At 53.7% G+C, this 21,421-nt stretch carries 18 protein-coding genes; 13 read left to right on the forward strand and 5 right to left on the reverse strand.

The genetic code is table 11. The features are described 5' to 3' along the window. Nucleotides 1–483, reverse strand: a complete 483-nt coding sequence (locus tag FF011L_RS12600) for a hypothetical protein (RefSeq protein ID WP_145352003.1) — start codon at nt 481–483, stop codon at nt 1–3. 676 nt (nt 484–1,159) lie between these two features. Here FF011L_RS12600 and FF011L_RS12605 point away from each other — a divergent pair. From FF011L_RS12605 to FF011L_RS12615, 3 genes are all read left to right on the forward strand, one after another. Then, nucleotides 1,160–2,989, forward strand: a complete 1,830-nt coding sequence (locus FF011L_RS12605; protein ID WP_145352004.1) for an SLC13 family permease — start codon at nt 1,160–1,162, stop codon at nt 2,987–2,989. 270 nt (nt 2,990–3,259) lie between these two features. After that, nucleotides 3,260–4,129, forward strand: coding sequence for a universal stress protein (locus tag FF011L_RS12610; RefSeq protein ID WP_145352005.1), 870 nt, complete (start codon nt 3,260–3,262; stop codon nt 4,127–4,129). A gap of 370 nt (nt 4,130–4,499) precedes the next feature. Then, the gene (locus tag FF011L_RS12615) at nt 4,500–5,954 is read left to right on the forward strand and encodes a catalase (RefSeq protein ID WP_145352006.1); all 1,455 of its coding nucleotides are present in this window, start codon (nt 4,500–4,502) and stop codon (nt 5,952–5,954) included. 90 nt (nt 5,955–6,044) lie between these two features. Here the strand turns inward: FF011L_RS12615 and FF011L_RS12620 are convergent, their stop codons facing one another. Beyond that, nucleotides 6,045–7,697, reverse strand: coding sequence for a cation:proton antiporter domain-containing protein (locus FF011L_RS12620; RefSeq protein ID WP_145352007.1), 1,653 nt, complete (start codon nt 7,695–7,697; stop codon nt 6,045–6,047). A 998-nt stretch (nt 7,698–8,695) separates the two neighbouring features. On the opposite strand from FF011L_RS12620, the gene FF011L_RS12625 reads away from it, so the two are divergent. Beyond that, nucleotides 8,696–9,037: a DUF1501 domain-containing protein gene (locus tag FF011L_RS12625; protein ID WP_246109890.1), complete on the forward strand. Its 342-nt coding sequence runs from the start codon at nt 8,696–8,698 to the stop codon at nt 9,035–9,037. A gap of 91 nt (nt 9,038–9,128) precedes the next feature. Here FF011L_RS12625 and FF011L_RS12630 read toward each other — a convergent pair whose 3' ends face one another. Next, entirely contained in the window at nt 9,129–10,142 is a 1,014-nt protein-coding gene (locus tag FF011L_RS12630) for a hypothetical protein (RefSeq protein ID WP_145352008.1), read from the reverse strand. Between the two features lie 167 nt (nt 10,143–10,309). Beyond that, nucleotides 10,310–10,576, reverse strand: coding sequence for a hypothetical protein (locus FF011L_RS12635; protein ID WP_145352009.1), 267 nt, complete (start codon nt 10,574–10,576; stop codon nt 10,310–10,312). Nucleotides 10,577–10,835: 259 nt separating this feature from the next. Between FF011L_RS12635 and FF011L_RS12640 the strand changes: the two genes are divergently transcribed. The 6 genes from FF011L_RS12640 (at nt 10,836) to FF011L_RS12665 (ending at nt 17,245) form a co-directional block, all read left to right on the forward strand. Beyond that, nucleotides 10,836–11,108: a hypothetical protein gene (locus FF011L_RS12640; RefSeq protein ID WP_145352010.1), complete on the forward strand. Its 273-nt coding sequence runs from the start codon at nt 10,836–10,838 to the stop codon at nt 11,106–11,108. A gap of 56 nt (nt 11,109–11,164) precedes the next feature. Beyond that, nucleotides 11,165–12,895 carry an amidohydrolase gene (locus tag FF011L_RS12645; RefSeq protein WP_145352011.1) on the forward strand — a complete coding sequence of 577 codons (1,731 nt, stop codon included), beginning with the start codon at nt 11,165–11,167 and terminating at the stop codon, nt 12,893–12,895. Between the two features lie 745 nt (nt 12,896–13,640). Continuing rightward, nucleotides 13,641–14,336, forward strand: coding sequence for a thioredoxin domain-containing protein (locus FF011L_RS12650; RefSeq protein WP_145352012.1), 696 nt, complete (start codon nt 13,641–13,643; stop codon nt 14,334–14,336). Then, a complete protein-coding gene (locus FF011L_RS12655) occupies nt 14,321–15,820 on the forward strand; it encodes a sensor histidine kinase (RefSeq protein ID WP_145352013.1) in 1,500 nt (499 codons plus the stop codon). Before FF011L_RS12650 ends, FF011L_RS12655 begins: the two co-directional genes overlap by 16 nt. Nucleotides 15,821–15,872: 52 nt before the next feature. Then, nucleotides 15,873–16,346: a response regulator gene (locus tag FF011L_RS12660; protein WP_145352014.1), complete on the forward strand. Its 474-nt coding sequence runs from the start codon at nt 15,873–15,875 to the stop codon at nt 16,344–16,346. A 317-nt stretch (nt 16,347–16,663) separates the two neighbouring features. Further along, a complete protein-coding gene (locus FF011L_RS12665; RefSeq protein ID WP_145352015.1) occupies nt 16,664–17,245 on the forward strand; it encodes a uracil-DNA glycosylase family protein in 582 nt (193 codons plus the stop codon). A 100-nt stretch (nt 17,246–17,345) separates the two neighbouring features. On the opposite strand, the gene FF011L_RS26295 is transcribed toward FF011L_RS12665, so the two are convergent. Beyond that, a complete protein-coding gene (locus FF011L_RS26295) occupies nt 17,346–17,483 on the reverse strand; it encodes a hypothetical protein (protein ID WP_218933175.1) in 138 nt (45 codons plus the stop codon). Between FF011L_RS26295 and FF011L_RS12670 the strand changes: the two genes are divergently transcribed. From FF011L_RS12670 to FF011L_RS12680, 3 genes are all read left to right on the forward strand, one after another. Next, a complete protein-coding gene (locus tag FF011L_RS12670) occupies nt 17,482–17,823 on the forward strand; it encodes a 2Fe-2S iron-sulfur cluster-binding protein (RefSeq protein ID WP_145352016.1) in 342 nt (113 codons plus the stop codon). The genes FF011L_RS26295 and FF011L_RS12670 overlap by 2 nt on opposite strands. Before the next feature lie 389 nt (nt 17,824–18,212). After that, the gene (locus FF011L_RS12675) at nt 18,213–19,472 is read left to right on the forward strand and encodes a sialidase family protein (protein WP_261342568.1); all 1,260 of its coding nucleotides are present in this window, start codon (nt 18,213–18,215) and stop codon (nt 19,470–19,472) included. Nucleotides 19,473–19,736: 264 nt separating this feature from the next. Further along, the gene (locus FF011L_RS12680) at nt 19,737–21,137 is read left to right on the forward strand and encodes an exo-alpha-sialidase (protein WP_145352018.1); all 1,401 of its coding nucleotides are present in this window, start codon (nt 19,737–19,739) and stop codon (nt 21,135–21,137) included. The last annotated feature ends 284 nt before the right edge of the window (nt 21,138–21,421 follow it).

A 21,421-nucleotide genomic window follows, 5' to 3' on the forward strand; every position in this document is an offset into this window, starting at 1 on the left:
CTAAGGCTCTTGCTTGGAAACTCGGGATGGCCAATGAGATGGAATTAGCTGCACGTCACTCGGCTGCGGCTGAGCCAGACGACGGGAGTCGCGGACGTAATCGTGGCAGTTGACGCAGGTCGTCGTCAGAGCAAGGTAGGTGAACATGACGCCTTCGTGGCTGTTGTCTTTTGCAGCCTGCTCTAACTGATTGCATTGCCGCCGAAAGGTTTGGCCAAAGTGTTCGTAAACTGTGTCTCTTGATCGCGGCCATTCAGCGGCTTCACTGATTCGCTTCATCTGGTTCGCCCCGCGAGCGATGGTGTCAAAGTCCCTTCGCAGCAGTCCTTCAAGCACCTGCTGGGAAGTCACCAACTTCAGTCGCATCAGCGACCCAGGGACCTCACCGATAGGAGTCACTGCTGGACTGTCCGGAGGATCGGCGTGGACAGAACTGATAGCGACCAGCGCCGTAAAGATTCCGGTAACAATGATTCGTTTCATTAATCGTAGCCTCATGCTTTCGTGTTAACGCCTCTCCACCCTTGCGGCGTTCCAGTCCGCTGCAGTTGTGAACTGGAGATAAACGTAGCCAAAGGCAGCTTCCATGCCAATCCAGATTTCATAGGCAATCGTGAAACCGGTCTTCGGGGTGTGTGCCGGAGACGCACACAATGAGACAATCGGCGCGCCCGCCGTAGGTTTAAGGCGAACGGCGGCACTCCAGATTAGTCGACAGGACGACTATCCATTCAGGTACCTCCGTGTCGCCATTTAGTGAAAGTCCTGCAGCGAAACTTTTCCCGATCGCTTTGTTCGAGCGTTGTTCGCTCCTGGTAATGATATCAACGGTTGAGTGACATTTTTTTTGATCGAACGTCGTTGGCGATCATTTATTTAAGGGGGGCGTCATTTCGCGAGGGACGTGAAATCGATTGGTGACGTATTGCGGGTCTGTCCACGCTGTGACGAGCGTAGCCACGTGGATGCCGTAGCTGCCGACGCCAGACGGTGGTTCTCGCCCGGAAACCGCTACCGATTCATTTCTCGTCGCGGGGCGAGGAGGTTCTGTGGGGAAGTTAAGGCACCTAAACATGAGGGCATTGGTTTTCATTTTCCGTAGTTGGAATTTGCACGCGGGATGCTTACGCTCTTACGGCAATGACGCTAATCTTCTCGCATGACTACTGACATTTGGATAGTGACCTGCGTCCTGCTGGCGACGATCATTGCTTTCGTGCTGGATCGTTTTCGCTTGGACGTGGTTGCGTTCGTTTCGTTGTTAGCACTTCTGCTGACTGGGATCCTCACACCGACGGAAGCGACCGCGGGGTTCTCTAACTCCCTTGTCCTAATGATTGCGGGACTATTCGTTGTTGGAGGGGCCATTCTGGCATCGGGCATCGCTGATCTTGCGGGCAGGTGGCTGGGGCAAGTCGGAGGTACGTCCACGGTTCGGCTGACGGCGACCGTGATGCTTGCCAGTGCTTTGTTGTCAGCATTTCTTAGTTCGACCGGGACCGTCGCGGTGATGTTGCCGGTCGTCTTGAGCCTTTGCCGTCGCGCAGAGGTTTCGCCGTCAAAGCTCCTGATACCGCTGGCGTTTGGTGCTTCATTGGGAGGCATGTTGACGCTGATTGGGACGCCGCCGAACATGGTCGTCAATCAAGAATTACGCGATGCGGGGCTTGAGCCGTTCGAGTTCTTCTCGTTTGCCCCGGCGGGGATTCTGATGCTCGCTTTGGGCATCGTGTTCATGTGTACGATTGGTACGCGTCTGCTTCCGAAAATGCGGACGAGCGCCGAGGACGCGACGCGTCATCAAGGTTATGTGTCACGGCCAGAGCTAATCCACAGCTACGCCGTCGACGATAAAATATGCGAAATTCGAATTCCTCGTAAATCAAAATTTGCAGGTCGGACCTTGCGGGACCTCGGGCTCCGCACCAACTTTCAGTTCAACGCGCTTGCGGTTTCCACGCCGAGTACCAAGGGAACGGTGGTCCGTAAGTGCGACGCAGATACCCTTCTGCAGGGCGGTGACACGTTGTTTATCAAGTCATCGAATGAAGAATGTCTGGCAAAACTAATCGATGAAGGGCAAATCGAATCGGTAGCGTTACCAGCGGTATTGCCTAAAGAAGTTCATCTTGCGGAACTCATTATCCCACCGCGTTCGGAATTTATTGGACGTACGGTGCGGGACGTAGAGTTTTTTCGCTTGTATGGAACGATGGTGCTTGCGCTGCATGACGGAACGCAACCGGCCAGCACACGAACTTCGGACACTCCGCTTACTTCGGGCGACACCTTGTTGGTCGCCGCCGATGCCCCCGCTTTGGAAAGATTAAGGAAATCGCGGAACAACGTTTTGCTGGTCAGCGAACAGGAGGAACCGCCGGAGACACCGCTGGCTCCAGCGGCCCGTTGGGTTGTCGTGATCCTTGTTGGAATGTTGGTCGCGATGAGTTTTGGGATCGTCGCAAACGTGACCGCCGTTCTTGTCGCCGCTACGCTGATGGTGATTGTCGGTGCGTTTCGTGGGACGAATGTTTACCAAAGCGTCAATTGGGAAAGCATTGTGATGATCGCGTCGGTGATGCCGCTCGCCACGGCGTTGCAAAAGACCGGAACGCTTGACCTAGTCGTTAGTGTGATCGTGGAGAGCCCAGGACTAACGAATCCATTGGCATTATTGCTACTTCTGTTTGCGGTCACGTCGCTGCTAAGCCAAGCGATCTCGAACACCGCGACCAGTGTGCTGATTGCTCCACTCGCACTCGAGTTGGCGGAGCGGCTTGATGTGTCACCGTATCCATTGCTGATGGGGGTTGCGCTGGCTGCGTCAACCGCTTTTGCCACTCCCGTTGCATCGCCGATCAATGCTTTGGTCGCTGGAGCAGGGAGGTATCGTTTTGGCGATTTTTTGAAAGTTGGCGTGCCGCTTCAAGTGCTGATTCTTCTTGCGACACTCGCCTGCGTCCCGTTTCTGTTTCCTTTCAGTCCGTAGCCGTGGCCACAAGATCCGGGGGGGCGATCTGTGAAGCTGTGTTTACTTTTCCCGTGAAGTGGGCACTTGGTAAGTCGGGGGCGATGCTATTGGTTAAACCCTGGTGTCTGCCCTAAGTTAGCTGGTCGAGTTCTAAGAACTGGATAAACTGAGGGTATCTGTCGACCGACAGCTTTCGTCAAATTCGGCTGTCGATTTGTATTGCAGCGTTGAGGTAGGCGTTGACCGTGGAAAGGTCGTATTCGTAAATTGCTTTAAGGGGACAGATTAGTGAAGACGATTGTGGTTGCTACGGATTTCTCGGAACGTTCGGATCGCGCCATTCGGCGAGCAACGTTGCTGACGCGTGAATTTGGAGCCAGTCTTCATTTGGTTCACGTAATTGATGATGACCAGCCACGGTTGATCGTGCAGGCTGAACGAGATGCCTCGCTCAAGATTCTTGAGGAACTGGCGACAACTCTTGAAGAGGTCGATGGCGTGCAATGCGATTTTCGTGTTGTCCTTGGCAATCCGTTTATCGGAATCTCGGAGGCCGCGCGAGACATTGGAGCTGACCTAGTCATCATTGGTCCCCATCGCCGGCAGTTGCTCCGAGACATCTTGGTCGGGACAACGGCGGAAAGGACCATCCGGACGGCAGATCGCCCCGTCTTGTTAACAAATGGTGTTCCGACGGGGGCATACCGTCGAGCAATCGTCGCTTCCGACCTTTCCACCTACTCGGAAGCAACGTTTCGCACCGCGAAATCCCTTGGAGTGCTTGATCGGTTGAATGTCTCTCTGCTCCATGTGTTCAGTGACCCAGGAACTCCTCTGATGAACCGCGCGTCATTAAGCGACAATGAGAAGCAGTCGTACATCGCTGACGTACGGAACCGAGCGGGAAAAGAGGTGGCGGCATTCATGGCCCGAATCAACGCTGGAGAGATGTCCACGGTCTTAAAACCCATTACAGGTAACATTGCTGAAACGATTTGCGAAACAGCCAACGCGTTGTCTAGCGAGCTAATTGTCCTTGGAACGTGCGGTCGCTCGGTTATTACGCGGGCCCTGATGGGAAGCGTGACAGAAGGTGTTTTGCGCAGCTCTGACCAAGACGTTCTTGCGATACCGCCGCCACGAAATCAACCGGTATGATGGGCTTGCCGTGCCGCAGATGCTCTTTCATCTATATCGGCGAGCTTTTGAAGGGGATGGCTTTGGATGTGTTGCCGACAGGCTGACCTTTTTGTTGAGCCCATTTCGTTTACCTCGATAGTCCCGCATCCGGACTTGCACCGAGCGGGGGCGCGACGGCCAGTTACCCTTTTGTCCGTTCGCTATACGATTCCTTGTCAGGCCTAAAACGCCATTGCGGTGGCGGGGGCGGTGGGCTGACAAAGCATGGTGGCGTTGGAGTCGACATATAGGTGACTGCTCGCTGTAGTAACTCGCGGCGACTTGAAGGAAGTGCTAGATTGGATCCGACTGGCGGATCGCCGAAATCCCACGACAAAGGACTCTTCGCATGACTAAGAAAGATACGAAACCGACGACCACGGATGCGGGGTGCCCCGTTTCCAGTGACGAGCACTCGTTGACCGTTGGCCCGGATGGCCCCATCCTATTGCATGACCATTACCTCATCGAGCAAATGGCCAACTTCAATCGTGAGCGGATTCCTGAGCGGCAGCCACATGCGAAAGGTTCTGGTGCTTTTGGGCATTTTCAGGTGACCCATGATGTTAGCGCATTCACCAAAGCCGCGGTGTTCCAGCCGGGGACAAAGACGGACACCTTGGTGCGTTTTTCGACGGTTGCGGGCGAGCGTGGCAGTCCGGATACTTGGCGCGACCCCCGTGGATTCTCGGTGAAGTTCTATACCACCGAAGGGAACTACGACATGGTTGGGAACAACACGCCCGTGTTCTTCCTGCGTGATCCGATGAAGTTTCAACATTTCATCCGATCACAAAAGAGGCGGGCGGACAACGGCCTGCGCGACCATGACATGCAATGGGATTTTTGGTCTTTGTCGCCCGAATCGGCGCATCAGGTGACGTGGTTGATGGGGGATCGCGGGATTCCAAAAACTTGGCGGAACATGAACGGCTATTCCAGCCACACCTATATGTGGGTCAACGCCGATGGTGAACGGTTCTGGGTGAAGTACCACTTCAAAACGGATCAGGGCATCGACTTTCTCACGCAGGAGGAAGCCGATCGATTGGCCGGGGCCGACGGTGACTACCATCGTCGTGACCTGTTCAACGCGATCAAGCAAGGGGATCATCCCAGTTGGTCTTTGAAAGTGCAGATCATGCCTTTTGAAGAAGCGAAGACCTACCGTTTGAATCCGTTCGATTTGACTAAGGTCTGGCCGCACGCGGATTACCCGCTCCACGATGTGGGCAAGTTAACGCTGGATCGTAACCCAACCGATTTTCACACCGAAATCGAACAGGCTGCGTTCGAGCCAAACAACCTTGTTCAAGGCATTGGTATCAGTCCTGACAAGATGTTGCTTGGTCGCATGTTCGCTTATGCTGACGCTCATCGACATCGCCTGGGTGTGAATTACAAGCACATTCCCGTCAATGCACCGCAATGTCCCGTGTTCAGTTACAGCAAGGACGGGCAGGGGCGAACGCAAAACGTTTCGGATCCGGTTTACGCTCCGAATTCGAAAGGTGGACCGGCGGCGGATGGCGAACGTTTCCCTGACGACGCGACTTGGGCGACCGATGGCGAGTTCACGCGTGCCGCTTATACGCTGCGTGAAGATGATGACGACTTCGGCCAGGCCGGAACCTTGGTACGCGACGTTATGGATGATGAACAACGCGAGCGACTGGTGTCGAATGTTGTCGGACATCTTAAGGGAGGCGTGGCCGAACCTGTGCTGGAACGAGCGCTGCAGTACTGGAGCAACATCGACAAGGAAATTGGTGACCGCATTCGCAAGGGTGTTTCAGGCGGTTAAGAAGTTGTGGGCAACGGTTGTCGTGGATCAACGAAACGATCCACGACAATCGCGCAGCGGCGGCAGAAGAGCTGACCGACGCATGCCCGGCTAGTTCGTTGCGGTCCCTGTTTCGGTCAGCCACGTTTTGACCTGTTCACCGATTGCGCCACCGACCTGTTCCTCGTCACCGCTGATGATTCCACCTGCGGCGGCTAAGGCGTCGCTGTGGATTTGGTATCGTGACCGAACCAGTACCGTCGCGGAGGGATTCATCGATCGGACCAACTGCAAGATCGTCAGGGCGGAACGGAAATGCGGTAGCGTAACGATCACCAGTTTCGCCTCACCGATCGACGCGTGCTCTAAAACGTCGGGGGATGTTGCATCGCCAACGTGTCCATCGAAGCCACGTTGGCGAGCGGTAAGAATTCCAGCGTGATTCAGGTCAATCACAGTCACTCTCAAATGCGACTCCATTAACGGTATCGAGGCAAGCTGGGCAGTTGGTCCGAAACCAACCACCACGACATCGGTCGTATGAGGTGAACTAGGCGTACCATCTTCCGCGCTGATGTCGATGCCGACGCCCAACATTCTTGCTGCCCAATCACCGAACTTCGGAGCGAATGGGACTGCCAGAGCGCTGACAAAAAACGACACAATGGTGACCGAAACAACGAGTGCGTAGACGTCATCCGACACGACGCCCGAGGTGCGTCCGATCGCCCCTAAAACAAATGCGAATTCGCCGATCTGAGCCAGAGCCAGTCCGGTGGCGGCTGCCACACGCAGCGATTGCCGGAACGCTAGGAAAATCGCTGTCGTGATTACCAGTTTGCCAATGGTCAATGCGGCCGTTGCGGCGACTACCCAGTGAAGGTGCGAGAGAATCCAGAGCGGGTCCGCCACCATCCCAGCGGAACCAAAGAACAGCGTCAGTAACAGGACTCGGAGCGAGGATACATCGGCGCGAATCTGGATCGCAAATTGACTGCTGCCCAGCAACATGCCGGAAATGAACGCGCCCAGAGCTGGCGAGATACCGGCGGAGTGGGCAGCCGCTGCCGAGCCGAGTCCGATGACGACTGCAAAGATGACCGTTAGTTCGCGGTTGCGTTCCAAGGTAAGCGTGCCGAGCGTCAACACTGCGATTTTTGTGACGACGTACAATGCGGTTGCCAAGCCGCCAGCCATCAAAACCAGTTTGCCGACATCCATGGCAACGTCCTTCGGCGTGCCATCACCACCAAGGACGGTCATCAGCACCGCCAACGGGACAACGGCGATGTCCTGAGTCAACAGCACGCCAAGGCTATTGCGGCCGTGTGGCATTTCCAGCTCGCTGCGTTCCATCAGGATTCGCAATACCACTGCCGTGCTGCTTAACGCGGCCATCGCCCCCAACGCGATCGCTGGTTTCATTGTCATACCGTACGCCAGCGCCGCGACGGCCCCAGCCAGCACGGTCACGATGACTTGACTGGCTCCGCCCAGAAGCGGCCGACTGCCAAGCCCCTTCAATCGCTCGATTGAAAACTCCAAGCCCAGACTGAACAAAAGAAGCGCGACGCCCAGCTCTGCGATTTCCTCGATTTCAACATTCGAACCGACGAATCCAAAGCCGCCAGGTCCCCCGACTAGCATCCCAGCCAGTAGATACCCGACAAGCGGGCTTTGTCCGATTCGCGACGCCAGTCCACCGCCGATCAAACAGGCAGCAAGCAAGAAGACGATGTCGGCGAGCAGTATCCAAAGTTCCATAGTTCCTACCGAAAATCATTCCATTAAACGCCGTGTCGGTTCCGCAATGGGTCAAGCCTCGCACCAACAAACCAGCGTGCGGGCCAACTCCCAGCTCACCACTAAAAATTCCCGCCCGCCAAATTCCAAACGCGCACCTTACAGCTTTCCCTCGTCGGGGAAACTATAGCATTGTGCAAAATCCTATGAGGCACAGCCATTCCTTAAATGAAAGACGAAGCACTGAAGCGATTGGTCGTACCCGTGGATGATATTTAACGGCTGATCGAACGACTTGCTTCTGCAAAGTTTGTTTGTGGCCGGGAGCAAAATGGTCTGAGTGCGATCGCCAAAAAGGGACGCATGTCGACTGACAGCGCTGGACAGCCGCTCGACGTCGCGGCATCAGCGGTATCTTGGATACCTGCCCGACGGGGGGGATGGGAAGGCTCAGTCGCTCGTAGGTGAAATCACGCCATTCTACCAACCCGAAGCACCTGAATGCGGTGTTTTGCAGTGTTTTTCGCTCGACAGTGTATTTTTGCTGAATGTGGCATTGGGCGATTGGTTCCGCTCCAACCAGGGGGTGTGCTACTTTCCGTGTTGCCCAAAATTGCTAGCTCTGCATAGCCCTCTCAGCATACCTGCTAGTGGCGTGCAGGTTGGTGCGTCGTTCGATGTCGCTATTACTTGGGAGTCGATTGACGCGGCAGCGGAGCTTTTGGTTTCGAATCCCGGAATCACAGCGATCGCTAATCCGTTCGTGGTCTGGACCGCCGTAGATTGCCCGGCAGGAATTTTGATGCCCGTGTGATGACTCCCACGGGGCGGTCCACGCCACCAGTCTTCACTGTTGGAGCGATTCCTGAATTCGTGCAGTCGATCCTCTCGGCGGATGTCGCTTCGGCGTTTGAGTTGGCAGTTGAGTTGGCAGTTGAGTTGGCAGTTGATTCAAGCTGTAATGCGACCATGCCGGCACGGAGTATCAATTACTAGTGCTTTCATGCGTTAAATGACCAATGCGTAGTCGTCGATTGTGCGGCCGTCTCCAAAACGGGGACGACCATGCGGTCAATCACCACGTGTTTGACGGCATGCGATTTCGCGCCGCTTACGATCAAGCGGTTTCGGCGTTGATCGAAGAAATTTGTGAACGCGGTCTCGACGCGAGAATGCTGGTAGTGGTTGCTGGCAGTTTTGGCGGACGCCGAAGATCAATTACCAGCCAAGTAGTGGTGTCGGGAACGCAAGTGCCGCAGGGGGCAACAAGCGGCCTGGCCGGGACCATTGGCCGCGAGCATTTTCGAACATCTGGGCTGATGGAGGGGACGCCCCCTTCCGCTAAAAATTTGAGTTCGTGATTACCTCTCAACGGTAGCGTGCTGGGCCGATCATTCGTCAGCAATGAACTTTACGTGCCCAGAGACGCGGCTACGTGAGATCTTGAGATGCTTAGGATGGTAGCGACGGTGAATCGTTTATCCGTCTGACAAGGTCGGCCACGGCAGGATTGGACTGGCGGTAGGAGACGATTTGGATGTCCAGACCGTGTTGGATGTTTTTCTGGAAGGCTCGCTCGATCGCGTCGGTGATCCATTCATCACGGTTTCCAAAAACACCTCCTCCCAGCAGTGTCAGGAAGAGGACGCGATTACCCGATTGGTTGGCATGGATCACCGCGGCGGCGAACGTCGCTTCGTAGGCAGCGTCTAAAATCAGTTTGGCGAACTCGGTCCACTCTGCCTGGGGTTGCTGCCCGTACGCTACAGGCAACGCTGAACAATAGGCTTGGGAGACTCGATGCCCGACATCGTCTAACGTCACTTCCACGCCCCATTGGAGCCCGATGCGCAACTGGCCACGGAGTAAGTCTAGGTCAGCTGCACTGGTTGCTCGGATCGTTTCGTTGATTTTGGCCAGGCCGTCGTCGCTGGGGAATAGGTATCCGTTCTGCATCTTCCACAGACAATCAGGGATGTTGCCAAGTTTTAGTCCAAGATCGGCTGAACAGTCGATTTGTCTGTCAGCTGATTGGCCCATTTGATCATCGATTTCGGCAAAGTAGTTTCGGTAGATCGTGCCGGCCCCACATGCGACCGCGCACGCAGGCCCTTGCGTCGGATCGTTCTCGTAGATGCCGACACCCCGTTCGGGAGTGACGTGCGGGCTGGTCATCTCTAGAAGGTTGAATTGCGAGGCGACTTGAAACAAGCTGCCAGCGTTGGCGGGATCGGTGTGTAGTTGGCGAACGTCCCCGACGATTTCGCGGATGGTCGATCGGCGTGGTGGAACATCTGCATCCGCGACGGCTTTACGAAGCTCTGATAGCGTCGGAGTTTCCAATCGGCCAAAGGCGATACGTGTTCCGTCGGGACAAACGATGCAATCACCGTCAACGCTCAGTTGATCACGAACTTGCTCGGGTGATTTCTCCTTGATTCCGGTAATTCGCTGAAACCATGTCATGGTTTGGCTCGATTGGTTGTATGAGTGGACAAAGCGATCTGACCGGATCTTTGATTCGCGTGCGAGCGAGAGACCGTGGCGGGGCAATCAATGATCGAGAACCGTCCCGCAGCGAGTGCAACGCCTTCTCTCAGTAGTGAAGAGGGCGGCGCATTGCTGCGCGGCGACTACTCTGTCAGGGAATAGAGTCCACGACCGTCATGTTTGACTTTCCCTTGCTTTGCCAGTTCTTGCCAGACGGCTTTGGGAAATTGGTCAGGAGGCCGGATTGCGACGACGCTGGACTGCTGGCCGCCCGACATTGGGCCGTGCCCTAAACGTGATTCGTCGTCCAAACGCATCAGTTTCAAACGTTTACGGAAGGCCTTCATCGCCAATCGAAGTTCCTCTTTGGATGGAGGAACCGGTTCGGGTATCGCGTCACTGTTTTCCATGGTCAATCCTGATAGTGGGAGTCATTGCATCGAACCAGGATACACTATCTCGGTTGGTCAGGAAGATTAAGGAACGACGATCTTGCCAACTAACGAACCGCGATTGCTAAACATCCAAACCAACCGGCGGGGCGAATAAACATTGCTGCAAATGCAAGAGGCAAAAAAGCAAGTCCATGCTGGCCGTTGGGTTCGTTGCTTGTTGGACCATCGTGTCGGGGGACGTGCGATAAATAGGGGATGGTTTCGTTCGGTTCCTATGGGTGAATCAAAAGGATCTGCGGTTTCCGCTTGCCTGCTTTTTCAGATGCCTTGGCATGTTGCCGTCGCCCGGATCGGACCATGCGGCGTGATCGTTGTCGAAATGGCGGTGGTTGAGTGGTATGATCAGGCCTCGATGCGCGCTCCTATGCCTGCATTCGCTGTAATGATTCGTCAGGCAATGCCTGAGCGATTTGTGCGTCGCCGTTTCGCTGGATTGAACTGGTTGATCCCCGATGCGACTACTTTGTTCAGGCTCTGCTTAAAATGACAATGCAAACGATGACTTGTTTTCCGCCGGCCCGTCCCGATGCAAAGACTTTGATCATGAGATTTATCGCTACGACGATTCTTCTTCTCGCTTCAACCGTTGCGTTTGCCCAAGACGCCGATCTTGTGTTGCGGGGTGGGAAAATTGTCACCGTGGATGCCGATTTTCAGATAGTTGATGCGATGGCAATTCGCTCCGGACGGATCGTAGACGTTGGAACGGAAGCAGAAATTGGATCCAATATCGGGCCCGAGACACGTGTGGTTGATTTAGATGGCAAAATGGTACTGCCCGGTCTGATCGACTCGCATGTCCATCCCAGCAGTGCCAGTATGTTCGAAGCCGACCATGAAATCCCACCAATGGATTCGATAGCGGACGTCCTGGAATACATTCGCCGGCGTGCGGAAGTGGTGCCAAAAGGTGAATGGATCAATGTGTCTCAGGTCTTCATTACACGTCTAAGCGAGCAACGGTATCCGACTCGATCCGAATTGGATTCGGCGGCTCCAGAGCATCCTGTGTTGTTTCGTACCGGACCCGACGGGAGCGCGAACTCGTTGGGCTTAACGGAAAATGGTATTGATAAAGCGTTCGCGGCAAAACATCCAAACCATGTCATGGTGGATCCGGCCACGGGCGAACCGACCGGCCTTTTACGTCAATCCTCTGCTGTCTTTAAATCCAAGCCGGCACCGTCAACGAAAAATTTGACGGAGTCGGAACGCGACGATCGACTGGTGATGCTGTTGGAAGACTATGGTCGCTGGGGCATCACCGGAATCATCGATCGCAATTGCAGTGATTCCGCTCGGTCGCAGTATGGTCGATTGCTGAAATCGAATCGTTTGCAGATTCGCGTTCGCTTGTCACGTAGTTTGAATCCGCGAGGCGACCTAACCGAAATTGAACAAAAACTGGATGCGATTGTTTCCGATCCCTATTTTGTGAAGCCGGATCCGAGATTGGGAGTGATTGGCGTGAAGGTTTTTGAGGATGGCGGGATGCTGACAGGAAGTGCGTTCTTCAATCAACCCTGGGGAATTAGCACGATCTACGGCATCGAGGACCCTCGTTACCGTGGCATGCAGTACATCGACGCGCATCGCATCGAAGCCCTGGTACGAGCGTGCGTAAAACGCGACCTTGCTTTCACGGCACATTGTCAGGGGGACGCCGCCGTTGACACTTTGGTAGGTGCTTATGAAAAAGTGAACCAAGAGATTCCGGTCGGGCCCACTCGATCGACTCTAACGCATTCAAGTTTCATGACCCCAAAAGCTATTGCAGGTGTTGCGAAGCTTGGGATTGGAGTGGATCTACAGCCCGCTTGGTTGTACTTGGACGCACGGACTTTGGTTGCACAGTTTGGGGAGGAACGTTTGAAGTATTTCATCCCGCTACGCAGTCTGTTCGATGCTGGCGTAATGGCGGGCGGCGGTAGTGATCATATGCAAAAGATCGGATCGCTACGCAGCGTCAATCCTTACAACCCGTTTCTCGGGATGTGGGTTGCTGCGACGCGGACGGCCAACTTGCACGATCAACCAATTCACCCCGAACAAGCGTTGACTCGCGAGGAGATGATCCGCTTCTATACAATAAATAACGCATGGTTGATGCGGAACGAGACGGAGACCGGTTCCCTTGAAGTCGGAAAACGTGCCGACTTCATCGTTATTGATACGGACCTGTTAACCTGCAGCGATGATCAAATCCGTGAAACAAAGGTTGATTCGACTTGGCTGGATGGAGAAAAGATTTTCCAGCAACATTCGATCGATTGATGCTTCCACTGCTCCGCCCGGCATCCTCCTAACCTGTTTGACGGGATTCTGCATCGACGCTTCGTTCGGGACGTTCGAAACAGCCACCATGAAGCATGGGGTTATGGGGACCGGAGTGAATCCTCCACTCCCTGTGATTCTTTTTTCACGAATAGGCGAAACACGCACCAGGGGGAGGATTCGTCTGTGCCGTTTTACGCCGTTACCCCTGTCCTTATTGCAATGCGATGTTCTTGGTAGACGTGCGTTTTCGGGGGGACGTGTTTTGCCAATTCTTTTTGCAGTCTGAACCAAGAAAGGAGTCTTCGCAGGCATCGGAAGTTCCGCTAATGGCGTGTCCCGGTGCATCGAAAAGTCCGCAACATTCCCTCGATCCGAAACGGACTAACAGGTTGCGGTGTCGAATGGATTTGTTCTCCGCGACCCAAAGGATGCACTGAGCTCAAATCCGATTGATTCGTCTCGGAAGTGAAAGACCTCCCAAATTTCAGAGGCGTTCCTGGATCATCCGTTCACCATGCAGTCAATTTTTGTCGCTCGGTTAAATCGTAACCTTCTAAACCTCACGTCCAAACGGGGCCCGTATTGTGGGGGATATGAGGGTTAGTCCGCAGGGAATCGTGGGAAACGTCATTTCGACCGCAATTTTGGGCACGTTACTCAGGTGGTACCGAACGTTGACGTAGGTTTGTTCTGAACAACTATTCGCGTCGGATTTTTGGCGGTGAACATGAAGGGCACTCTTATGTTGCACACAGAACCTCACGACAACATCGAAAAAAACCGGGTCGACATCGCGGAGCGTCGGCCGTGGTACTTCCCACGTAGTGGAGCGGTGCTAATGATGTTGATTGTCTGGGGCGCCGTCGTAGGTGCTGGGATTGGAGTTCTATGGAGTTATGAACATAAGCCAGGAACGGTCCATCCAACACTAGCGGTATGGCCGGCAGAATCGGAGATTCCCGCTTCTCAAAGTCGACCGACGCTGGTTTTATTTGCTCATCCGAAGTGTCCCTGCACACGGGCTAGCATCGGTGAACTTGCTCGAATCATGGCCGCCCGCACGGGCAATGTTCGAGCCTACGCGGTCTTTGTGAAACCATTGGGAGCTTCGCATGAAGCCGCATGGGAAAAGACCGATCTTTGGAATTCGGCGCAGCAGATTCCCGGAGTGACCGCGATAGTCGATATCGATGGCGTCGAAGCAAAACGCTTTCGTGCAGAGACCTCCGGATTCGTGGTTCTTTATGACCACACCGGCAAATTGCAATTCAGCGGCGGAATCACTGCGTCGCGTGGGCATAGCGGTGACAATCTTGGACGGTCCACGATTGTCGCTCTTTTGACGGGTGGGGCCGCTCAGACGAACAACACAAAGGCCTTTGGGTGCGGGTTGGCTACAAATTTGGGTGGGCAGGAGCAAAAATGTTGTCATCACTAAATACAAGTATTTCCGCAGTGGAGTCTGCACGAGCCGAGGAACTGCTGCGCGACCAACAACAGACTCTTCACACTCGTACCGATCGAGTGTTTGCAACGTTGATGGTTTTTCAGTGGGTTGCCGGGATCGCGGCGGCGGTATGGTTGTCCCCGCACACCTGGACCGGGGCGATGAGCGAGACTCACTTGCACGTATGGGCTGCGGTTTTTCTAGGTGGAGCGATTACCGCTGCGCCCGTTTTGTTGGTCTGGCTGCAACCTGGACATGTATTGACCCGCCATGTGGTCGCGGTCGGTCAAATGTTGACTTCTGGGCTATTGATTCATCTAAGCGGAGGCCGCATTGAGGCCCATTTTCATATTTTTGGCTCGCTTGCGTTTCTCGCCTGCTATCGGGACTGGCGGGTGATGGTGACGGCAACGCTTGTCATTATCGGCGATCACTGGATCCGCGGTTGGTTATGGCCCGAGTCGGTTTATGGTGTTCTGTCTGGGGCGTCGATGCGGTCCCTTGAGCATACCGGTTGGATTGTCTTTGAGGATATCTTCCTGTTTGTGACGATTCGCCACAGCGTGTTGGACATGAGCCGCAACGCCAGCATTCAGGCTCGGTTGGAATCGATCAATTCACAAATCGAGCAGGAGGTACGGCGTCGCACCGAGCAACTAAGCCAGTCGGTGGCCAAAACGGTTATCGCCAGTCGAAAATTGTTGGAAGCCAACAACATGCTAGAAGAACGCAATGACGAACTTGATCAATTTACGTACATTGCCAGTCACGATCTTCAAGAGCCTGTTCGTAAACTGGTTTCCTTCAGTCAATTGCTGGAACAAGACATTGATGGCGAATTGAATGAGGATGCCCAACGTGACCTGGGGTTCATCGTCGACGCGGCGAAGCGAATGAAGACTCTGGTTCAAGCATTGCTCGATTTCTCGCGTATCGGACGATCTGCTATGCAACAACAAAGCGTTGACCTAAATCACTGCATCGATGACGCGTTGTTTGCCCTCGACTTGCGTATTCAGGAGACCGATGCCACGATTACTCGCGACGAATTTCCTATCGTTGTCGGCGATCAGATGATGTTGACGCAGCTTTATCAGAATCTGATTAGCAATGCGTTGAAATTCATTAAGGATAAAACACCTCAAATTCATTTGACCGCATCCTGCGTAAACGACCGTTGGGTCTTTGGCGTCCGCGACAATGGTATCGGGATGAAAAAAGAATACACGGATCGAATATTCCAGCCGTTCCAGCGGCTGCACGGACGCAGCGAGTACGAGGGGACGGGGATCGGTCTGTCGATCTGCAAGAAGACTGTCCAGCGTCATGAGGGAGATATCTGGGTAGAATCCGAACTGGGGGCAGGATCGCATTTCTTGTTCAGCTTGCAAACCCATCAGCCTGAACCTGTCCCAGTAGCGCCCGTGGGCGTTGGCAGTGCCGCATTGGAGATTGCCCCCGTATCGGCGTCATAACAACCTTTTGTCCGACCGACCCATCTGCTGTCATCCACATGAAATGGACTCCATGCAAGAAGAACCGTTGAGAAGCCAAAAGAAAGCCGTGATTCTGCTGGTCGAAGACGACCCCGGGGATCAGGAATTAACGCGTCGCGCGCTTAAACACGAATCGATCCGTATTGATCTGCGAATTGTCAACGACGGGGAGCAGGCGATGGCCTATCTGCTTCGAAACGGTGGATATGAAGATCCCGTGCACTCGCCGACGCCTGATTTGATTCTTCTGGATCTAAATATGCCCAAAATGAATGGGCGTGAAGTGTTGATCGATCTGAAAAAATGCCAGCGATTGGCACGCATTCCCGTTGTCGTGCTGACGACCAGCGAACAGGAAGCGGACATTCTCCGCAGCTACGATTTGGGATGCAATTCCTACATCCAAAAGCCGGTCGACATTGACCAATTCGTACAATCCGTGCGTCAACTTGGGACTTACTGGTTTTCTGTCGTGACTTTGCCTTCGGCGGTTAGGCCGATCTAGAAGTCGTCACTGTGGAGCAAAAACTGATTTCCAGCTGTGCGTTCACCCACGCCGTCCCTGACTAATCCGATTGCTCCAAAACGGTCATGCTGCGGTGGAAGTCGTTTAGCGTCTGAATTCGAAATTTGGCGACACTGATCGGATCGTTAAAGCGACTTTGGCCGATGGGGACACAAAAGCATGTGATGTCATGCTGTCTGGTTTGGACGACAAAAAGGTTCTCGATACTTTGATTTATCGCGTCCAGGACTACCTCTGTTAGAATACTGCCACCCTCAATGAAGGAACACTGACCAGCGTCTCACGGATTCGTGTCGATGAAACTTCCTGTGTTACTAAAGAACATTCGGCAGTGCCGAGAATGCGGACCGCATCTGGCGCTGGGAACTCGACCCGTCGTACAGGCTGCGTCCGAAGCAAAAATCTTGATCATCGGACAAGCCCCGGGGCGTCGAGTCCATTTGTCGGGCATCCCCTGGGACGATGCCAGCGGAGGTCGCCTGCGAGATTGGATGGGCATTCAACGCGATTCGTTTTATGATCCAGCTGCGGTTGCCATCATGCCGATGGGCTTCTGTTATCCGGGCAGCGGTAAATCAGGCGACTTGCCGCCAAGAAGAGAATGTGCCCGTCTGTGGCATCAAGCTTTGTTGGAACAGTTGACGGCAATCAAACTGACGCTGTTGATTGGTGCTTACGCGCAGGCCTATTATTTGCCGAAAGAAAGCGGGAGCACGCTTACCGAAAACGTGAAGAATTGGCGATCCTTTGCACCCACTGTTTTTCCGCTCCCGCATCCGAGTCCCCGAAACAACGGATGGCTGAAGCAGAATCCGTGGTTCGCCAACGATGTTCTGCCGATGCTTCAGCAAACCACCGCTGAACTTCTCAATGAATGATCAGCGGGGGAATACGGAGCAGGGTAGGGGAGGCGCGATGGTAACCCAATGGATGCGATTCCTTTGACGATCGCCAAGTGAGTGGATTCATCGATGTTGTTTACTCGATCGTGGATAAACCGTATTCTGTTCGGTTCTCTGAATCTTTGGTAACGGATTCAACGTGACCGCGGATCTGCCCGTTGAATTCATAGATCCGCTGCGTTTTGTTGTTCCGTTTTTTGTTAGTTCGCACCATGTCGGATACATCCTCAAAACATGATTGTTGTTCGATCACGGTCATTCTTTTGAATGGACAGGAACGGGTCGTTCAATTTAGGCCGCACGCCTACAACAATTTGATGGAATTGATCGTCAACGAGTTGTACGAGGACATTGGTGATTGCAAAGGGCACGCGTGGTGCGGAACCTGTCACGTCCAGATCGTGTCGGGTGAGCTAACCGAAGAAATGAATCGCGACGAAACGATGACGCTAGAAAATCTTCCCAACACCATCACGTCCAGTCGGTTGGCATGTCAGATCATGACCGACGAGCTGATCGACACGATGGTATTTCGCGTACTCGGCGATGTCTAAAGGGACTGCGCTGACACATTCTTGATGCGCACTCCATTATCCACAGAAAGTTCCGATTCGATTTTGGGACTAGCGCAACGAAGGTGTGGGTTTTGTGGTGTCGGTTTTGTCGGGAACTTAGCAGAAGCGGGTTGTTTGCAGGTCGGAAGGAGTCAGAATGAGGCCCCACCCATACCGTTGCTTGCCCTGCCTCTTCCGGCTTGAATCCTGTCGATAGGCGGCATCAAAGATTAGGAAATAGAAACGCCATGCCAAACCAAGTTTCGTTTGTTCGCCAAGCCATCCCAGCCTTAACGGCTTGTTGCCTCATCGCCAGTTTGCTACTCAGCTTTCCCGCGGCGGTACGTGCGCAGACAGTCGATCCAGAATCCGTACTGGGTGACACCACGATGCCGCCAGCCGACGATGTGTCGCAAAATTTCCCTTATGGGATTACGGGCAAGACGCCACCCTCTTTGACCAAAGTCAATTACAAGGGACAAAAGCCTTATCACAAGCACCGTATTAATTTGCGGGTCTTTCAAGGCTGTCCGCAGGTCGAGATCTCCGAAGAGGGACGGCTTTGGGCAACTTGGTTCGGATCGAACATCCAAGCCGAACGAGCGCCGGTCATGAAGGACCAATTCTCGGTCATCGCGACTTCCGCAGACGATGGCAAGACTTGGAAAGAGGTTTTTATCTTCGACCCTAGCGAGCTGCTTGGCGGGGGAGCATCGGATCCCATTTTGTGGAAAGACCCCAAGGGGAATATCCGCTTCTGCGGCCGGCGGAATATCGAGTTTCAAGTCAAAGATGAATTCGCGTCCTCGGCGTGGGAATTCACCATGGTTGACCCTGAAGACGAACATACGGAATGGAGTAAGCCGCGTCTGCTTGGAAACAAACTCATCTCAGCCATGAAACCGTTGATTTTTCCGGACGGCACCATTTTGCGCCCGATGGACGATCTCAAGCTAGTCGGCAAACCGGACAAGGTGCGGATTCGCTTTTTGAAAGAGGACGTCGATGGCAAGCCGCTATTCGTTTCTGAATTCCCGGCAGATAACGACGCGGTATTTGCGGAACAAATGCCCATCATCCGAAAAGACGGTAGCCTCTTTACCTTCTACCGCGCATTGAAGGGCCAGAAGTTTGCCGAATCTTTTGACGGTGGCAAGAGCTGGAAGCTGGGTGGTTATTTCCCGATGCAGTTCTCGGTCAACACAAAGTGCATCCTCAAAACACTTCCTTCAGGAAGAGTCTTACTAGTCGCAAACGACGTTCAGGTGAAAGCCGAGAAGGGCAAGGATGTTTATTTCTACAACGACGAGAATGGTAAAGAACAGAAGCTGAAAAAACAGGTGACTTCGAGGACTCGAATGACCGCCTACTTAAGTGACGACGACGGCAAAACTTTTCCACATAAAATGCTTTTATGTGACGATGGTCAGATCAGCTATCCTTCGACGACACTCGGTAAAGATGGGGCGATCTACATCGTCTACGACCAAGGGCGTGGCGTGATCGGCCAGCAGGCAGTCTTTTTGTCAAAGATTACAGAAGAAGATATTCTTGCGGGCGAAATCGTGAACGCCAAAAGCTTCTTGAACAACACCGTCAGCCGCCCTAGCGATCATGGAGGCGGACGCCGCGAAGGCGACAGACTCTAACTAGGCCCGGTTCCTACCTGCCGGCGGCTTTGCGGGCGGGTGAATCGGTTTCTATCAGTGTCGTGTGACTGGTGAGAATCGGCTCCATCGGTATTGGGACCAGCGTAACGATCTGTTGGCTTTTATTGGGAACCGAACGGAAACGGGTTGTTTACAAGGCGGAATGAGTCAAAATGAGGACCCACCCATACCGTTGCTTGCCCTGCCTCTTCCGGTTTCAATCCTGTCGATAGGCGGCATCAAAGAATAGGAAACCGAAGTCCCATGCCAAACCAAGTTTCGTTCGTTCGCCAAACCGTTCTAGCTTTAACGATTGGCTGTCTGATCGCCAGCTTTCTACTTAGCTATCCGTCGACGACCCACGCCCAAGACGTCGATCCCGAATCGGTGCTGGGCGACACCACCATGCCGCCAGCCGACGACGTGTCGCAGAATTTCCCGTACGGGATTACGGGCAAGACGCCACCCTCTTTGACCAAAGTCAATTACAAGGGACAAAAGCCTTATCACAAGCACCGTATTAATTTGCGGGTCTTTCAAGGCTGTCCGCAGGTCGAGATTTCCGAAGAGGGCCGGCTTTGGGCAACTTGGTTTGGGTCGAATGTCCAAGCCGAACGAGCGCCTTTTCACGAGGACCAGTTCTCGGTCATCTCCACCTCTGCAGATGATGGCAAGACTTGGAAGGAAGTCTTTATCTTCGACCCCAGCGAAATGCTTGATGGGGGCGCATCGGACCCGATGCTGTGGAAAGATCCCCAGGGCAATATCCGCTTCATCGGCCTTCGAAACATCGATTTTAAAGGCAAGGACGAATTCGCCTCTTCCGCATGGGAATTTACCATGCTCGACCCCGAAAACGAACATACCGCTTGGACCAAGCCGCGTCTGCTTGGAAACAAAAACATCTCTGTCATGAAGCCGCTCATTTTCCCTGACGGCACAATCATGCGCTCCATGGACGACTTTAAACTTGTCGGCAAACCCGACAAAGTTCGAATTCGCTTTTTGAAAGAGGGCGTCGACGGTAAGCCAATATTTGTTTCTGAATTGCCTGCAGATAACGACGCGGGTTTTGCGGAGCAGATGCCTATCATTCGAAAAGATGGCAGCCTGTTCACTTTCTACCGTGCCAAAAAGGGACAGAAATTTGCCGAATCCTTTGACGGTGGCAAGAACTGGAAGCTTGGGGGCTATTACCCGATGCAGTTCTCGATCAACACCAAGTGCATCCTCAAAACGCTCCCATCAGGCAGAGTGTTGTTGGTTGCAAACGACGTCCAGATGAAAAAGGAAGGCGGAAAAAACAAATATTATTACACCGACGATAGCGGTCAGGAACGCATCCTGGATAAAAACCCGACGTCGCGGACTCGCATGACCGCTTTCTTAAGCGACGACGACGGGAAAACGTTTCCCCACAAAATGCTTTTGTCGGACGATGGCCAGATCAGTTACCCCTCGGCGACCGTCGGTAAAGATGGAGCTATCTACATCGTTTACGACCAAGGGCGAGGCGTGATCGGGCAGCACGCGGTCTTTTTGTCAAAGATAACGGAGGAAGATATTCTTGCGGGCGAGGTTGTGAACACTGAAAGCTTTTTGAACAACACCGTAAGCCGTCCCAGCGATCATGGTGGCGGACGCCGCAAAGGGGACAAACTCTAAGGACCGCTGGCTCTGACCGAATGCTATCTGCTTTCTGAGCGGAGCGGCGCGAGTTGTTCGGAAATTTTTCTCCGCTTTCGAATAAATCCACAGGCAGGTTGCGCCGTTCCGCTGGGAAATCCGCCCGCAGATGGCAAAATCTGTGGCATTTGGCTCTGGCCGGGTGATGCTTGTGCGGCGTCTATAGGTGGCAATGTTTGTGCCTGGTCAGAACGGGCACAATGGTGTTTGTTTGGCCGTGAGGACTTCCCCCCCCTCTGAAAATCCTCGGAATGACGAACTTG

It is taken from the genome of Roseimaritima multifibrata (assembly GCF_007741495.1).
In the GTDB taxonomy this organism is placed as follows: Bacteria; Planctomycetota; Planctomycetia; order Pirellulales; family Pirellulaceae; genus Roseimaritima; species Roseimaritima multifibrata.

Bases quoted from the DNA above. Each gene is read 5' to 3' on its own strand.
- FF011L_RS12665 (WP_145352015.1), top strand. From the start codon at position 16,664: ATGAAACTTCCTGTGTTACTAAAGAACATTCGGCAGTGCCGAGAATGC.
- FF011L_RS12630 (WP_145352008.1), bottom strand. From the start codon at position 10,142: ATGACATGGTTTCAGCGAATTACCGGAATCAAGGAGAAATCACCCGAG.
- FF011L_RS12620 (WP_145352007.1), bottom strand. From the start codon at position 7,697: ATGGAACTTTGGATACTGCTCGCCGACATCGTCTTCTTGCTTGCTGCC.
- FF011L_RS12675 (WP_261342568.1), top strand. From the start codon at position 18,213: ATGCCGCCAGCCGACGATGTGTCGCAAAATTTCCCTTATGGGATTACG.
- FF011L_RS12680 (WP_145352018.1), top strand. From the start codon at position 19,737: ATGCCAAACCAAGTTTCGTTCGTTCGCCAAACCGTTCTAGCTTTAACG.
- FF011L_RS12635 (WP_145352009.1), bottom strand. From the start codon at position 10,576: ATGGAAAACAGTGACGCGATACCCGAACCGGTTCCTCCATCCAAAGAG.
- FF011L_RS12625 (WP_246109890.1), top strand. From the start codon at position 8,696: ATGCGTAGTCGTCGATTGTGCGGCCGTCTCCAAAACGGGGACGACCAT.
- FF011L_RS12670 (WP_145352016.1), top strand. From the start codon at position 17,482: ATGTCGGATACATCCTCAAAACATGATTGTTGTTCGATCACGGTCATT.
- FF011L_RS12655 (WP_145352013.1), top strand. From the start codon at position 14,321: ATGTTGTCATCACTAAATACAAGTATTTCCGCAGTGGAGTCTGCACGA.
- FF011L_RS12660 (WP_145352014.1), top strand. From the start codon at position 15,873: ATGCAAGAAGAACCGTTGAGAAGCCAAAAGAAAGCCGTGATTCTGCTG.
- FF011L_RS12605 (WP_145352004.1), top strand. From the start codon at position 1,160: ATGACTACTGACATTTGGATAGTGACCTGCGTCCTGCTGGCGACGATC.
- FF011L_RS12600 (WP_145352003.1), bottom strand. From the start codon at position 483: ATGAAACGAATCATTGTTACCGGAATCTTTACGGCGCTGGTCGCTATC.
- FF011L_RS12615 (WP_145352006.1), top strand. From the start codon at position 4,500: ATGACTAAGAAAGATACGAAACCGACGACCACGGATGCGGGGTGCCCC.
- FF011L_RS12640 (WP_145352010.1), top strand. From the start codon at position 10,836: ATGGGTGAATCAAAAGGATCTGCGGTTTCCGCTTGCCTGCTTTTTCAG.
- FF011L_RS26295 (WP_218933175.1), bottom strand. From the start codon at position 17,483: ATGGTGCGAACTAACAAAAAACGGAACAACAAAACGCAGCGGATCTAT.
- FF011L_RS12645 (WP_145352011.1), top strand. From the start codon at position 11,165: ATGAGATTTATCGCTACGACGATTCTTCTTCTCGCTTCAACCGTTGCG.
- FF011L_RS12650 (WP_145352012.1), top strand. From the start codon at position 13,641: ATGTTGCACACAGAACCTCACGACAACATCGAAAAAAACCGGGTCGAC.